This window comes from Paraburkholderia sp. Ac-20342 (assembly GCF_017104985.1).
In the GTDB taxonomy this organism is placed as follows: domain Bacteria; phylum Pseudomonadota; class Gammaproteobacteria; order Burkholderiales; family Burkholderiaceae; genus Paraburkholderia.
In genome coordinates this window covers 1-14,069 of record NZ_JAAGPQ010000011.1, presented here as the reverse complement: position 1 = coordinate 14,069, position 14,069 = coordinate 1, and the positions used below count along the sequence as shown (strand labels likewise).

Sequence of the window (14,069 nt, the reverse complement as noted above, 5' to 3'; positions counted from 1 at the left end):
GCTGGTCGGCCTGCTATTCAGCCCGCTGTTTAGTCCGCTAATCAGCGCGTTAGCAGGGCCCTACACCGCCGCCTCATACAGCACCCGCGCCAGCCCGTTATGCCGCTCGATGACCGGCCCGAGGTCGAGCGTCGTCAAGCGTCCATCCCGCACGACCACCTTGCCGTCGATCACGCTATGGCTCACCTGCGACGGCGCGCAAAACACCAGCGCCGCCACCGGATCATGCAGCGCGCCCGCAAACAGCGGCTGACGCAGATCGAACGCGATGAAATCCGCCGCCATGCCGGGAGCGAGCGCGCCGATGTCGTCGCGGTTCAGCACGCGCGCGCCGCCGAGCGTGGCGATTTCGAGCGCATCGCGCGCGCTCATCGCATCGGGGCCGAAACCGACGCGCTGCAGCAGCAGCGCCTGGCGCACCTCGGCGACCATCTGCGCGCCGTCGTTCGAAGCCGAGCCGTCGACGCCGAGCCCGACCGGCACCCCCGCCGAGCGCATGCGCCGCACGCGCGCGATGCCCGACGCGAGCCGCATGTTCGAACAAGGACAATGCGCGACGCCGGTGCCGGTGCGCGCGAACAGCTCGATGCCGGCGTCGTCGAGTTGCACGCAGTGCGCATGCCAGACGTCGCGGCCGACCCAGCCGAGATCGTGCGCATACTCGGCCGGCGTCATGCCGAACTTCTCGCGGCTGTACTCGACGTCGTTGACGTTCTCGGCAAGGTGCGTGTGCATCGACACGCCGTACTCGCGCGCGAGCAGCGCCGATTCGCGCATCAGATCGCGGCTCACCGAAAACGGCGAGCACGGCGCGACCACGACGCGCAGCATCGCGTAGCGCCCTTCGTCGTGATACGTCTCGATCAGACGCTGCGTGTCCTTCAGGATGTCCGCCTCGCGCTCGACCACCGAATCGGGCGGCAAGCCGCCCTCTTTCTGGCCCACGCTCATGCTGCCGCGCGCCGCATGAAAGCGCATGCCGATGCGGCGCGCAGCGGCGATGCTGTCGTCGAGACGGCTGCCGTTCGGGTAGATGTACAGATGGTCGCTCGACGTCGTGCAGCCGGACAGCAGCAGTTCGGCCATCGCAGTTAGCGTCGAGACTTCGATCATTTCGGGCGTGAGGTTCGCCCACACCTTGTAGAGATTCGTGAGCCAGCCGAACAGTTCGGCGTTCTGCGCCGCCGGAATCGCGCGCGTGAGGCTCTGGTACATGTGGTGATGCGTGTTGACGAGGCCCGGAATCACGAGATGGCCGCGCATGTCGAGCACCTCGTCGGCCGTATGCGGCAATTGCGCTGTCGGGCCGACCGCGACGATGCGGTTGTCCTCGATATACAGGCCGCCGTCGCGCAACTCGCGCCGCTCGCCGTCCATCGTGACGAGTACGTCCGCGTGCTTCACGAGCAGCGTTTTTTTCGGTTTGCCCGCCGTCGCCGTCTGGGATGTTGCCTCGCTGGATGGCGTATTCGTGGCTGCTGCCGGTTCCATCGTCATTCGTTTTCTCCGCCTTTGTGCTTTCGGTGCTGTCGTGCAAAGTCGTTCGAACGCGATGCGGCGGCACGCGAACCGCGCCGCCGCGTTCCGTCGAACGCCGTTGGCCCGGTTACCCAGCGTGTCACGCCGTCTTCGGGAGTTGCGCGGGTTTGAACCTCGGCGTTGAACCTTGAACTATCGGTTCATCGCGCGCCGCGCATAACGTGAACCTTGCGTGGCCAAAATAACGGCCGCAACTCGCGCCGTTGCGATACCCGGATTCACGCCGCCGATATAGTGGTCCGTTTTTTGTCCGCGCTACGATGATCCGGCGAGCGCCTGCCGCGCCATGCGCGGGAAATAAGCGGGAAACAGGCCGGCAATAAGCCGGAAAGCGGCGCGCGCGGGCTTTCAGAAGGCTGTCCGTCATGCGCCAGCTATTATCTTTCCTATCGCTCGTGCGCGGGACGGCGCATCCTTTCTACAATGACTTCCACGGCGCTCGCTTCAGTTCGCCGACGGGTATGTAGCCACTGACGTGGAGCCTCGATCCGCCGCTAACGTTAATGGATCGGGCCGCCACCGACACCTCGCATTCACACAAGGACAATTGCGAATGGGCAAGCTCACTACCCACGTGCTCGACACCGCGAACGGCCGTCCCGGCGCGGGCATCAAGGTCGAACTCTTCGCGCTCGCGGGCGACACGCGCCGCGTGCTCAAAACCACCCTCACGAATCACGATGGCCGTTGCGACGAGCCGCTGCTCGAAGGCGACGCGCTCGTCGCGGGCGAATACGAACTCGTGTTCGGCGCCGGCGACTACTTCGCGTCGCTCGGCACGCAGCTGCCCGAGCCGCGTTTCGTCGATCGCGTGGTGCTGCGCTTCGGCATCGCCGATACGGGCGCGCACTATCACGTGCCGCTGCTCGTGTCGCCGTGGGCTTACAGCACGTATCGGGGCAGCTAGGCCACGGGCACCAGGCCACGGAGCAACCAGGCCGCGTACGCGAGAGCCGCGCCCGAACGCATTTCGCGGATGCTCGCCGGTCCCGCGGAGGAGACACGAGCGACGACCGGCGAACCTGCGCGCAACGCGATGGGCCGCACGGCCTGAAACGGCGCACGCCCCGCGATACCCATAAAAACCCGTGCTGCGTCTTTTACCCCGCAGCCGGCGCGATGACCGGCAACGTCGAACGTCATCGCGCGCACAACGAATCAGAAGTGGAGGAGTTTCATGGAAGGCTTTATCACCGACTGGCTGAACCTCGCGATTCGCTGGTTCCACGTCATCGCCGCGATTGCGTGGATCGGCGAATCGTTCTATTTCGTCGCGCTCGACAACAGCCTGAAACCGCCGACCGATCCGAACCAGCGCCGCCGCGGCGTGTTCGGCGAGTTGTGGCACGTGCATGGCGGCGGCTTCTACAACATGCAGAAGTACACGGTCGCACCGCCCGAAATGCCTGACGACCTGCACTGGTCGAAGTGGCCGTCGTACACGACGTGGATGTCGGGCTTCGGTCTCTTTACCGTGCTGTATCTGTTCTCGCCGAGCACTTACCTGATCGACAAGAACGTGCTCGACATGGGGCCGGTGGTCGCGGTCGCCTCGGCAATCGGCTTCCTCGCGGCCGGCTGGATCGTCTACGACTCGCTGTGCCGCATTCTCGGCACGCGCGACAAGCTGCTCGGCATCTGCGTCGGCGCCTACGTGCTGATCGCGGCGTACCTCGCCTGCCATATCTTCGCGGGTCGCGCGGCGTATCTGATCATGGGCGCGATGCTCGCGACGATCATGTCGGCCAACGTGTTCTTCGTGATCATTCCGGGCCAGCGCAAGATGGTCGACGCGATGCTCAAGGGCGACACGCCGAACCCGATCTACGGCAAGCGCGGCAAGCAGCGCTCGGTGCACAACACGTATTTCACGCTGCCGGTCGTGTTCGCGATGCTGTCGAACCACTACGCGATGACCTACACGCATCCGTACAACTGGGCCGTGCTCGTCGTCATCATGCTGGCCGGCGCGCTGATCCGCCAGTTCTTCGTGATGCGCCATCGCGGCCAGGTGCTGTGGTATCTGCCGCTCGTCGGCGTCGCGCTGATGTGCGTCGCGCTCGCGTGGACCATGCCGCGCCCGGTGGTGCCGCAGGCGCAGGCCGCCAACGCGCCGACGCTGAAGGTCGCCGACATCGCGCCGGTGCTGCAGCAGCGCTGCGTGGCCTGCCACTCCGCCCATCCGACGATGATGGGCAGCGCGCCGGCCGGCGTGATGATGGATACGCCCGACGAAATCTCGCAGAACGCCCAGCGCATCTATCAGCAGGCGGTCACGCTGAAGGCGATGCCGCTCGGCAACGTCACGCACATGACCGATGAGGAACGGATGAAGATCGCGGCGTGGTTCGAGGGAGGCGCGGCGAAGTAAGGGTGGGTGCCGGGCGAGCGATCCGGCACCGAAGTCGAGGCTGCAATGTGAAGCGGGCTTGTCGCGGGAGCGGCAAGCCCGCGGTCGTTTGGCGATGGTGGCGTGTGTGGTCGGCAGAATCGATATAGCACTTTGACGCCCTGAGTTGATGCCCTGAGGCTACAAAAAGCATCGAAAACGGGAAAAATGTAGCCCAAGAGGCACAAAAATAAATCGTATTTCTGTGTCTCCTGGGCTACAATTCAAGCTGAATTCGCCGAATTTGATGCCCTGAGGCTACAAATGACCCACCTCGCCGATGTCTCCGAGATGCTCAAAACCGTGCGGCGCAACAGCAACCTGTCGCAGGAAGAACTCGCGCGCCGCGCGGGTGTTGCCCGCACGACCGTCGCACGTATGGAAACGCTCGCCAAAAACGACATGAGCGTGTCCGTGCTCGTGCGCCTGCTCGAAGCCGCCGGCTACGACCTCAAGTTCGTCGCTCACGGACACGGCCGCACGCTCGAAGACATCCTCGCGGAACAGCGCAGCCCGGACGCGCAGCCATGAAGCTCGACGTCCAGGTACTCGGCAAAAACGTCGCCACGCTGTTTCGCGAACGCGACGACTATGTGCTCAAGTACAACGGCGACGCGAGCGCGGCCGACTTCATCAGCCTGACGATGCCGGTGCGCGAAGAAGCCTGGCGCTGGCCGCGCGATCTGCATCCGTTTTTCCGGCAGAACCTGCCCGAGGGCTATCTGCTGAATCTGATCCGCGAGCAGTTCGGGCCGCTGCTCGACGGCACCGATCTCTCGCTGCTTGCCGTCGTGGGCTCGATGGGGATTGGCCGGGTCACGGTCACGCCCGAAGGGGTCGCGCCGGGCACCGAACTCCAGGCGCTCGACGTCGAGGACATCCTGCACGGCGACAACTCCGCCGAACATTTTGCGCAGCTCGTCCGCGAATACGCGCGGGCGGCCATCTCGGGCGTCGTGCCGAAGTTCATCGCACCGGAAGCGCGGCCGTCCATTGCGCCCACGCTGTTGCCGCTCGGCAAACCCACGCTTCGAACGAGCCGCCACATCGTCAAGGGTTCGGACGACAACACGCCGTTTCTCGGTTTCAACGAGTTCTATTCGATGCGCGTGCTGGAGAGGCTCGGCGTTGCGCCGGTTGCGCGCACGCGGATGTCGGACGATGGCCGCGCGCTGATCGTCGAACGCTTCGACGTCGATGCGCAGGGATTTCCGGCATATGGCGTGGAAGACATGTGCGGCCTGCTCGGCTTGCCGCCGCACGAAAAATACAATTCGACCAGCGAAAAGCTGCTCAACGCCGCGCGCGCCTATCTGCTCGATCGCGACACCATGCGCGCGCAACTTCAGCAGCTTGGCTGGCATCTGCTGACGAACTACGTCGTGCGCAATGCGGACTGCCACACCAAGAATGTCGCGCTGTTCTATACCTCGATTGACGATGTCGCGTTCACGCCTGTCTACGACGTCGTGACAACGCAGGCGTATCCGCGCTTCGCAGCCAATCCGCCAGGCCTGGCCGTTGACGGCCGCAAGACCTGGGCAGCCGGCAAGACACTGGAGCGCTTTTTCAACACCCGTATGGGTATCGCGCCGCGGCAATATGCGCAGATGGTCGAGGCGTTATGCGACTCGGCGGTCGACGTCGGCCATGAACTGATCGAAGCGGCCCGCAACGAACCGCAGTGGCGCGCGCTCGCCAAGCAGATGCTGCATGCGTGGGACGACGGCATGGCCTCGTTGCGCTCCTCGAAGAAAAGCCTGCAATTCAAGGGGCTCAAGCCGGCAATCGAAGCAGCGGGATTTTCGGCGCCCGAGCCGCCCGAACGGACAAGAGAGGTGATCGGACATTCGCCGCTGCTTGGCAGGCGAAGCTGAGCGCGCACGCTGGCGTCGACGTTGACGCGGCCCTTGATGCAAGCCTGAATGCAAACCTTCATGCAACCTTTGAAGCCAGCGTTTTCGTCTCGCCAACCACCGCCCCCATAAAAAAGCCCGCGACATACCCTACGTCGCGGGCTTCCCCTTCAAACCGGCACGCTACCGGCTCCCCGGCAGTCGTCTTGCCATCAAACCGCCACCGCGCTCAACGCATCCTCGGTCAGCCACAGCGGCTCGTCGAGATCCTGCTCGTTGAGATTGAGCCCGTCCCCGCCGCGATCGACAACGATAAAGTCGCTCACCTCGCCCAACGCGATCAGCGGATGGTGCCACACGCCCTTCGCGTAGTTGACGCCCTGCCAGCCGCTCGTGACGAACGCGCGAATCCGTGCGGGGTCGAGATCGCCCACAGGCGCGACGACGACCAGATACGGCTTGTCGTTGAGCGGCACGAACGCCTGGCTGCCGAGCGGATGACGCTCGAGCATCTTCACCTCGAACGGCAGCGTGCGCGGCTGACCACGAAACAGATTGACGAGCGTGCGGCCGTTCTCGTCGCTCACGTCCACTTTCGCGAGATCGTGATAGCGGATCGTCGTGCCGAGGTTGATCGGAATCTGCCTTGCGCCGTCGAGTTCGATCACGTCGCCGAATGCGGCGAAGGCGTCCTTCGTCAGCGGTTCGATGGCGAGCGCTTTCATTCGAGCGTACCCCACAGACGCAGACGCGACACGCCGCCGTCCGGATAGATATTGAAGCGCACGTGCGTGACCGGCCCGAGCGCCGCGATCTCGCTTTCGAAGAAATGCTGCTTGTCCATCTGCAGCTTCTGTTCGCCGAGCAGCACCGGCCAGAACATCGCCTGCGTGACGAGCGAGCTGTCGGTGCCGCCCTTCACGTACGCGGCCTGGATCGAGCAGCGATCCGGATAGTTGCCCTTGAAGTGCGCGGTGTCGACTTCGATCTTGCGGATCACGCCCGGCTGCGCGAGCGCGACGATCGCCCAGTCGTTGCCCGGCTCGCGGCGACGGCGCGTTTCCCAGCCGTCGCCCATGTTCACGCCGCGGCCCGGCATCAGGATCGTCGAGGCCGCGCCGAAGTGCTGGTTGTTCGCGCCGACCAGATACGCGCCGTTTTCCATCGCGGCGAGATCGAACTGCTCGGTGCGGCTCGCGCCGGCCCAGTCGACCTGCGGCTGACCGTACACGCGCAGACGCGCGATGCCGCCGTCCGGATAGATGTTCACGCGCAGATGCGTGTACGCGTTCGCGTCGCTGACCTCGAGGTAGTGGTGGCTATTGCCCTGCAAGGTAGTCGACGGCACGATCTCGGTCCATTGCGTCGCCTGGTTCGGCGCGCCATCCACGACGCGCGCCGCTTCCACGGACGCCGCCGGCGGGAAGTTGCCGGTGAAGTGGCTCGTGTCGAGGTCGAGCCCCTTGATGACGCCCGGCCGCGCGAGCTTGACGACGCACCAGTCATAGCCGGTCGTACGCTTGCGGCGCGTTTCCCAGCCGTCCATCCACTTGCCGTTGTCGTCGTACTTGCCCGGAATGAAGACGGCCGGCTCCGGATTCAGCATGCGGTCCTTCGGCGCGAAAAATTCGTCGCTGGCCGCGAGCGCCTGCGCGCCCAGACGCGGGTCCGCCAGGTTCACGTAACGGCGCGTGAATTCCGGTGCGTTGGGATCGAGAATCGGAAGTGCCATCTTTGTCGTCCTTGATATCGATTGGTATGGGTGCGGAAAAAAACGTTACGGTTCGCGGCCTGCGCCGGATGACCGGCCACGCCCGCCTGCCGGGCGCGATGACGTCACGCGTCGATCAGGTCGTCGAGCCGGAAACGTGCGATGCGATAGATCTGATCGAGGCTCGCGCGCATTTCGTCGGCGCGGCTGTTGTTCACGCGCGACTCGAAGTTCGCGATGATGCCGTGACGGTCGTAGCCACGCACCGCGAGAATAAACGGGAAGCCGAATTTCTCGCGATACGCATGATTCAACGCATGCAGCTTGTCGAACTCCGCCTGCGTGCATTGTGCAAGCCCGGCGCCGCTCTGCTCGCGCGTCGATTCGGCGGTCAGCTCGCCGCGCACGGCGGCCTTGCCGGCCAGTTCCGGGTGCGCGTTGATGAGCGCGAGTTGACTGGCTTCGCCGGCCGTCTCGACGATCTTCGACATCCGGTGATGCAACGCGTCGATGCTCGCAAACGGCCGCTCGCGCGCCGCGATTTCCGCGACCCACGGCGAGTGCTCGAAGATGCCCGACAGCGCCGCGACGAACGCGTCGGTAGAGAGGCTGTTGAGTTGGTCCAGGGTGTATTGCATCGCCTTCATGCCGCTGCCTCGCGGTTGTCTGGTTGGTAAGGATGATGTTCGTGCCAGTGCCGCGCGATGTCGACGCGCCGCGCGACCCACACGCGCTCGTGCTGTTCGATGTGATCGAGAAAGCGCTGCAGCGCGCGAAACCGCCCCGGCCGCCCGAGCAGCCGACAGTGCATGCCGATCGACAGCATCTTCGGCGCTTCGTCGCCTTCTGCGTAGAGCACGTCGAATGCGTCGCGCAGATAGGTGAAGAAATGATCGGCGGTATTGAAGCCTTGCGGCGTCGCAAAGCGCATGTCGTTGGTATCGAGCGTGTACGGCACGATCAGTTGCAGCACCTGCCGGCCGCCCGTCACCTCGACGTCCATCCAGAACGGCAGGTCGTCGCCGTAGTAATCCGAGTCGTACAGGAAGCCGCCGTATTCGGCGACGAGCCGATGCGTGTTCGGGCTGTCGCGCCCGGTGTACCAGCCAAGCGGCCGCGTGCCCGTGACACGCTCGATCGCTGCCATGCCGAGGCGCATGTGCTCGGCCTCCTTCTCCGGCGACATGTCCTGATAGTGAATCCAGCGATACCCGTGGCAGGCGATCTCATGACCGAGTTCGACAAATGTGCGCGCGAGCTCGGGATGCCGTTCGATCGCCATGCCGACGCCGAACACCGTGAGCGGCAGGCCGCGCTTTTCGAATTCGCGCAGGATGCGCCACACGCCCGCGCGCGAGCCGTATTCGTAGATCGACTCCATGCTCATATGACGCGCCGGATACGCCGCCGCGCCGACGATCTCCGAGAGGAACTGCTCGGATGCGGGGTCGCCGTGTAGCACGCAGTTCTCGCCGCCCTCTTCGTAATTGAGCACGAATTGCACCGCGACCCGCGCGCGTCCCGGCCAGTTCGCGTGGACCGGGTGGCGGCCGTAGCCGATCAGATCGCGTGGGTAGTTCGGGTCGAGTGGCATGGGCTGACGAATGCGTGGTAACGGGACGAAAAATGCATGTGAGGCTCGGGCAATGCGCGGGCCGGTATGGGATTCATACCGGCTCGCCGAGTTGACCCAGTGTAGCGAAAACGTCCGGGTGCGCCCATACACATGGGCAGATAGTGCGTGTTACACGGAATGTATGTGCGGGGCCGCGGTTTTAGCGTTTACCCGTGGATGGCGGGGGTGCGATGGGGTTGTGATCGACGCTCAGGATGCCGTAATGTGGGGAGCCCCAGGCACTGTCGGTTAGTTGCGTTTTGATGATGAAAAGAAAGCAGGCCAGCGCTGCCCGCTTACGTCTTTAACGTCTTCACGCCTCTGCTTCCTCCCGCCCGCTCCTGCCCGTCTGCGTCCTGCTCTATGCGCCCCGTTCAGCCCTCCGGCCTCAGGCCAGGCAGGGATAACCCGACAACGTCAACCTGAAACCGTGCGCGTTGGCGACGAGATGCGCGTCCGCGCCGACCGGCAGCGTCAGCATGTTGCGGATATGGCCGAACTGCAGCCCCGTGACGACCGGAATGCCGATCAACGCCCTCACCTGCTCGATCATCGCGTGCAGGTCGTAGCCGTTGTCGTACTCGTAGGTCTTGCCGCCCGAGAAATCGCCGAGCACGAGTGCCTGCTGCTGCGCGAGAATGCCGGCCAGATGCAGTTGATAGATCATCCGCTCGATGCGGAACGGCTGCTCGTTGACGTCCTCGAGAAACAGGATGCCGCCTTGCACCGGCGGCATGTACGGCGTGCCGACCAGCGACGCCAGCACCGCCAGATTGCCGCCCCACAGCATGCCCGACACGTCGACCGCCTGCGCTTGCGGCGAGTTGCCCGTCACGGTCATGGACGGCTTCGTCAACGCCGACCAGAAATGCCGCATCGTGAATTCGCTCAGCTCTTCCGCGCCGAAATCGCTCATCAGCATCGGGCCGCCGAAGGTCTTCACGCCGGCGCGCGCGAGCAGCGCAAGCTGGATCGCGGTGAAGTCGCTATGGCCGACCAGCGCGACCGGCTGATCGACGAGCCGCCGCCGCAGCCCTTCATAGTCTAGGCCATGCAGGATGCGCACCGCGCCGTAGCCGCCGCGCACGGCGAGCACGACGTCGGGCAATGCGCGCGACGGATCGGCGAGCCGGTTCAGATCGGCCGCGCGCTCGCCGTCGGTGCCGGCAAAACGCTGATAACGGCGCATCGTCGCCGCTTCGCCCTCGACCCGATGCCCCTGCGCGCGCAAGCGATGCAACGCGCGATGCAAGCCTTCCGGATCATGCGGATACCCGGACGGCGCAATCAGTTCGATGGTGCGATGAGCGATCATGGCAAGGCCCGTTGCGGGTTGTCGTTTTAGAGCGGCGGAGTTGGGGGCGATTCGCTACTGGGGCGGTCGGTGTCGGTCGCGGTGTCGAGGCTGGTGGTCGCTGCACTATTGGCCGGAACCTGCGTGCTGGCGTCAGCCGTCTTTTCCGTGGATTTTTCCGCTGCCTGTTCCCCGCTTCCTGTCGTGGCTTTTCCCGTCTCTTCGCCCATGCCAACGACCTCGCCTCGCGCCGCCGCGCGGGCCGCCCGGCTCGCGCGACGCCGCTCCGCGAAAAACGAACTCAGCGCCTCGCCGCATTCGGTTTCGAGCACACCGCCGCTCACGCTCGTGTGGTGGTTCAGTTGCGGATTCGCGAACGCATCGACGACACTGCCGCACGCGCCGGTTTTCGGATCGCGCGCGCCGAACACGACCCGCGCGATGCGCGCGTGCATGATCGCGCCGGCGCACATCAGGCAAGGTTCGAGCGTCACGTAGAGTTCGCAGCCCGGCAGGCGATAGTTTTCGAGCGCCTGCGCGGCGGCGCGCAACGCGACCATTTCCGCATGCGCGGAAGGATCGTGCGCGCCGATCGGATGGTTGAAGCCCTTCGCGATCACTTCCTCGCCACGCACGATGACCGCGCCGACCGGCACTTCACCCGCCGCGCGCGCTTCTTCGGCGGCGGCCTGGGCCAGCGCCATAAAACGCAGGTCGCGTTCGGAAACGACGGGGATTTCGGGAGATTCGGGTGGGACGACGGCGGTAGCGGAAGCGGCCGCGATGCCGTCGGCCACCGGTGCCACGGCAGTACCGGCTACGTCAGCACGAGCGGATTCGGCACCGACAGCCGGCGAAGATGGTGCAGCGACTTCGGCAGCGTTCGCGTTCGCGCGGCGGCTTTCGGCACCCGCGCAACCAGGCCCGCTACAGCCCTCGGCCGGCCCCGACGCATCCGCTGTAGCGGCTTGAACGAAGGGCTCGCTCACCGTGAACCCGCGCCGGTTTGATCGGGATTGCCGGCACGCTCCGACAGACGTTCGGCGATCCGGCGGCAGTATTCGCGCGGCAGAACGAGCGGACCGCCGCGCAGCGATTCGAGCGCCATATCAAGTGCGAGCATGCGCGCCTGAAGACGGCAACGGGTTGCCGGATCGCTCACGGCATTGAGCTCCGTTTGCAGGTCGCGTAACGCGCGCAACTGTTCGACAGCGGGCGGCACGAAGCCCGCGTTTTTCAGAATCCGGTTGGCGACGCGCACCTCTTGCGGCACCAGTGCATCGTCGTCGAGAGGCAGCGGCGCTCCCGCACCCGGCAAGTCGTCGAACTCTCCGCGCGCGGCGGCGGCGGCAATACGCTGTTCGACAAGCGCATCAAGCAATTTCATCTGCAATCCACTACGTTGCGGCCCGTGCATTCTATCAGGGAGCGCACGAGCGTTCAGGCTGCCTCGCCGGCATAAAACCGCCGCCGATCCGTGGCCTTCGTAGCCTTCGTGGCTTTTCTGGATCGCGCGAATTTGCCGCCCCCAGGAGCGAAACCCGGGTGAAGCCCCGCCGCCGACCAACCGCTCACTCTCCATCAAGGCTCTCCCGTCAACGGCCAGCGCGCAAGGACGATGTGCCGCGTACGCCCCAGCAAACTGTGGATCAGCGCAAATTCCCGCACGTTCCAGCCCGCTGGCTCGACCGGGCGACGCTCGGCCCAAGGTATCCCATAGGCGAGCGTCACGTGCGGCTCGAAGTGTGTATCGGACCCGAAACTGGGCCCGAAACCGGCGGTCCGCAAGGCCCCGCCGAGCACCTCGTGCAGCCTATGCAGCCCCTGTACGCCATCCTCGCCGACCAGCACCGCCGGGCCTGGCCGCGGCTTCTTCGCGAAGCTCTCGAGCGCGTCGAACTCGGCCGCGAACGGCGCCATGCTGACCGCGCCAGCCGCCCGCTTCGCCACGTCGACGTATTCCGGCGGCAAGCCGCCCGCGAAATTCCCCAGATGGCGCAGCGTGACATGCAGGCGGCCCGCCGCGAGCGGCTTGCTGCGCGCGCGCGCCTCGTCGCAGAGCTGCCGCGCGAACTTCGCGATGCCGGCCGCCGTATGGGTGTCGGGAAAGACGGCGAAAAAAAGTCCGTCGGTTGGCGTGGGCGGCGCCTCGAGTCCGGGCAGCCACAGTTGTTCAGGCATCTTGCCTCGTTCCTTCGCTGGTTTCCGCGCGCGTTTTCACGTGTCCGTTCGTGCGCTGCGCGCGCCGCCTGCACTCGCGGCCGGTCTTTCCATCATACTGTATATTCATACAGTATTTCATGCCCCACGCAAAAAAAACAGGCCCCGGCTACACCTCGGCCGGCTTGCCGATGCGCTTGTACCAAAGCTCGATAAACGACTCGGCGGCCGGCGAGAGCGAATGCCCGGCACGCCGGATCAGGTTCACGTCGCGCGTGACGGCGGGCGCTTCGAGCTTGCGCGCGACGAGATCGCGGTGCGGAAACGCGCTGAGCAGAATGCCCGGAAAGATCGCGATACCGAGACCCGCCTGCACCATCGAAAGCCCGGTCGTCATATATGACACCTCGTATTCGACCGGCTTGCGCGTGCCGAGCGCAAACAGCGTTTCGTCGATCAGCGTGCGGATGCCGCTCGTCGAACGGATGCCGATCCATGGGTACTGCAACGCATCCTTCCAGCTTACGCGGCGCTTTTTCGCGAGCGCCGAATCCTTGCGGCAGATCGCGCACAGCCGGTCGCGCGCGAGGCATTGCAGCGTGATGCCGTCGAGCCGGTCGCTGATCGTGCCGATGCCGAATTCGACGTCGCCGGTCAGCGTCGAGGCGGTCAGCCGATCGGGCGCGGCGTCGTCGACCGACACCTCGATGTTCGGATAGAGCGCGCGATATTCCGCCAGCAGCTTCGGCACGATCGCCGCCGCGATCGACGGCGTGGCCGCGAAACGCAACTGGCCGCGCTCGCGCCCCGTCAGTTCTTTGGCGCTCGACTGGATCGTTTCGAGATCGCGCAGCATGCGCTCGACGGCCGGCAGAATTTCGTGCGCGGCCGCCGTCGGCCGCAACGCACGCGACGTGCGATCGAACAGGCGCAGGCCGAGCGCTTCTTCCATCTGGCGAATCAGCACGCTCACCGCCGGCTGCGTGATGAACAGCTCGTCGGCCGCGCGCGTGAGCACGCCGAACCGGCACACGAGTGCGAACGCGCGCAGTTGCTTGATCGTGGGAGTCATGAGAGCAAGGTCATAAGGGCAAGATCATGAAGGCAGGGGTCGTGAGGACAAGGCCATCGAGACAATCCAGCAAAAGCACAATCATAAAGTTACTTTATGCAAGCATTGATTTTGTTCGATTGTTTTCATGCCGACAGTACCCTACATTGCTTGCCTACGCATTGCACCGCCGCCGGCAGACCGGCACGGCCATGCAATAGCGCGGCGGCGCGCCGAAGCGACGGGCGCGACCGGATAAAACGACAGGCGAGCCCTCGCAGGAGACAGTCGTGACAACGACCGCAACCGATTCACGCAGGCGCTGGCTAGAGCGTGTTAGGCACTTCTTGCCAGACCTGATATCCTGGCTGGATGGCAAAACGCAAACCCTATCCGACGGATGTGTCGGACGAGGAATGGAGCTTCGCGGCTCCATATCTGACTTTGATGAACA

At 64.9% G+C, this 14,069-nt stretch carries 13 protein-coding genes and 2 pseudogenes; 5 read left to right on the top strand and 10 right to left on the bottom strand.

Annotated features, from left to right (window positions below):
- Positions 1-60: 60 nt before the first annotated feature.
- Positions 61-1,497 carry an 8-oxoguanine deaminase gene (locus tag G3N58_RS06275; protein WP_241017016.1) on the bottom strand — a complete coding sequence of 479 codons (1,437 nt, stop codon included), beginning with the start codon at positions 1,495-1,497 and terminating at the stop codon, positions 61-63.
- A gap of 595 nt (positions 1,498-2,092) precedes the next feature.
- On the opposite strand from G3N58_RS06275, the gene uraH reads away from it, so the two are divergent.
- From uraH to G3N58_RS06255, 4 genes are all read left to right on the top strand, one after another.
- Complete coding sequence (gene uraH, locus G3N58_RS06270) at positions 2,093-2,446, top strand: hydroxyisourate hydrolase (protein ID WP_205998782.1); 354 nt, start codon at positions 2,093-2,095, stop codon at positions 2,444-2,446.
- Positions 2,447-2,716: 270 nt separating this feature from the next.
- Positions 2,717-3,910: a urate hydroxylase PuuD gene (locus tag G3N58_RS06265; RefSeq protein ID WP_205998781.1), complete on the top strand. Its 1,194-nt coding sequence runs from the start codon at positions 2,717-2,719 to the stop codon at positions 3,908-3,910.
- Positions 3,911-4,192: 282 nt separating this feature from the next.
- Entirely contained in the window at positions 4,193-4,459 is a 267-nt protein-coding gene (locus G3N58_RS06260) for a helix-turn-helix transcriptional regulator (protein WP_167046107.1), read from the top strand.
- Positions 4,456-5,805, top strand: coding sequence for a type II toxin-antitoxin system HipA family toxin (locus G3N58_RS06255; RefSeq protein ID WP_167284057.1), 1,350 nt, complete (start codon positions 4,456-4,458; stop codon positions 5,803-5,805). Before G3N58_RS06260 ends, G3N58_RS06255 begins: the two co-directional genes overlap by 4 nt.
- Before the next feature lie 191 nt (positions 5,806-5,996).
- On the opposite strand, the gene G3N58_RS06250 is transcribed toward G3N58_RS06255, so the two are convergent.
- The 9 genes and pseudogenes from G3N58_RS06250 to G3N58_RS06210 all read right to left on the bottom strand — a co-directional run bounded on the left by G3N58_RS06250 (position 5,997) and on the right by G3N58_RS06210 (position 13,636).
- The gene (locus G3N58_RS06250) at positions 5,997-6,509 is read right to left on the bottom strand and encodes an ureidoglycolate lyase (RefSeq protein ID WP_205998780.1); all 513 of its coding nucleotides are present in this window, start codon (positions 6,507-6,509) and stop codon (positions 5,997-5,999) included.
- Positions 6,506-7,516: an allantoicase gene (gene alc, locus G3N58_RS06245; RefSeq protein ID WP_167046116.1), complete on the bottom strand. Its 1,011-nt coding sequence runs from the start codon at positions 7,514-7,516 to the stop codon at positions 6,506-6,508. The genes G3N58_RS06250 and alc overlap by 4 nt, the downstream gene beginning before the upstream one ends.
- Positions 7,517-7,620: 104 nt before the next feature.
- Complete coding sequence (gene uraD / locus G3N58_RS06240; RefSeq protein WP_205990017.1) at positions 7,621-8,142, bottom strand: 2-oxo-4-hydroxy-4-carboxy-5-ureidoimidazoline decarboxylase; 522 nt, start codon at positions 8,140-8,142, stop codon at positions 7,621-7,623.
- Positions 8,139-9,089, bottom strand: coding sequence for an allantoinase PuuE (puuE, locus tag G3N58_RS06235; protein ID WP_205998779.1), 951 nt, complete (start codon positions 9,087-9,089; stop codon positions 8,139-8,141). The genes uraD and puuE overlap by 4 nt, the downstream gene beginning before the upstream one ends.
- 409 nt (positions 9,090-9,498) lie before the next feature.
- Positions 9,499-10,425, bottom strand: coding sequence for a muramoyltetrapeptide carboxypeptidase (gene ldcA / locus G3N58_RS06230; RefSeq protein WP_205998778.1), 927 nt, complete (start codon positions 10,423-10,425; stop codon positions 9,499-9,501).
- A gap of 224 nt (positions 10,426-10,649) precedes the next feature.
- Positions 10,650-11,189 (bottom strand): annotated as a pseudogene (gene tadA, locus G3N58_RS06225) (tRNA adenosine(34) deaminase TadA); the annotation flags it as partial.
- Between the two features lie 200 nt (positions 11,190-11,389).
- Positions 11,390-11,791: a DnaJ family domain-containing protein gene (locus G3N58_RS06220; protein ID WP_205998777.1), complete on the bottom strand. Its 402-nt coding sequence runs from the start codon at positions 11,789-11,791 to the stop codon at positions 11,390-11,392.
- A 194-nt stretch (positions 11,792-11,985) separates the two neighbouring features.
- Positions 11,986-12,585 carry a 2'-5' RNA ligase family protein gene (locus tag G3N58_RS06215; protein ID WP_205998776.1) on the bottom strand — a complete coding sequence of 200 codons (600 nt, stop codon included), beginning with the start codon at positions 12,583-12,585 and terminating at the stop codon, positions 11,986-11,988.
- 148 nt (positions 12,586-12,733) lie between these two features.
- Positions 12,734-13,636 carry a LysR family transcriptional regulator gene (locus G3N58_RS06210; protein ID WP_205998775.1) on the bottom strand — a complete coding sequence of 301 codons (903 nt, stop codon included), beginning with the start codon at positions 13,634-13,636 and terminating at the stop codon, positions 12,734-12,736.
- Between the two features lie 351 nt (positions 13,637-13,987).
- On the opposite strand from G3N58_RS06210, the pseudogene G3N58_RS34015 reads away from it, so the two are divergent.
- Positions 13,988-14,069, top strand: a pseudogene (locus tag G3N58_RS34015) (IS5/IS1182 family transposase); the annotation flags it as partial.

Excerpts from the sequence above, each read along its gene's own strand:
- G3N58_RS06275 (WP_241017016.1), bottom strand. The coding sequence starts at position 1,497 with ATGACGATGGAACCGGCAGCAGCCACGAATACGCCATCCAGCGAGGCA.
- uraH (WP_205998782.1), top strand. The coding sequence starts at position 2,093 with ATGGGCAAGCTCACTACCCACGTGCTCGACACCGCGAACGGCCGTCCC.
- G3N58_RS06265 (WP_205998781.1), top strand. The coding sequence starts at position 2,717 with ATGGAAGGCTTTATCACCGACTGGCTGAACCTCGCGATTCGCTGGTTC.
- G3N58_RS06260 (WP_167046107.1), top strand. The coding sequence starts at position 4,193 with ATGACCCACCTCGCCGATGTCTCCGAGATGCTCAAAACCGTGCGGCGC.
- G3N58_RS06255 (WP_167284057.1), top strand. The coding sequence starts at position 4,456 with ATGAAGCTCGACGTCCAGGTACTCGGCAAAAACGTCGCCACGCTGTTT.
- G3N58_RS06250 (WP_205998780.1), bottom strand. The coding sequence starts at position 6,509 with ATGAAAGCGCTCGCCATCGAACCGCTGACGAAGGACGCCTTCGCCGCA.
- alc (WP_167046116.1), bottom strand. The coding sequence starts at position 7,516 with ATGGCACTTCCGATTCTCGATCCCAACGCACCGGAATTCACGCGCCGT.
- uraD (WP_205990017.1), bottom strand. The coding sequence starts at position 8,142 with ATGAAGGCGATGCAATACACCCTGGACCAACTCAACAGCCTCTCTACC.
- puuE (WP_205998779.1), bottom strand. The coding sequence starts at position 9,089 with ATGCCACTCGACCCGAACTACCCACGCGATCTGATCGGCTACGGCCGC.
- ldcA (WP_205998778.1), bottom strand. The coding sequence starts at position 10,425 with ATGATCGCTCATCGCACCATCGAACTGATTGCGCCGTCCGGGTATCCG.
- G3N58_RS06220 (WP_205998777.1), bottom strand. The coding sequence starts at position 11,791 with ATGAAATTGCTTGATGCGCTTGTCGAACAGCGTATTGCCGCCGCCGCC.
- G3N58_RS06215 (WP_205998776.1), bottom strand. The coding sequence starts at position 12,585 with ATGCCTGAACAACTGTGGCTGCCCGGACTCGAGGCGCCGCCCACGCCA.
- G3N58_RS06210 (WP_205998775.1), bottom strand. The coding sequence starts at position 13,636 with ATGACTCCCACGATCAAGCAACTGCGCGCGTTCGCACTCGTGTGCCGG.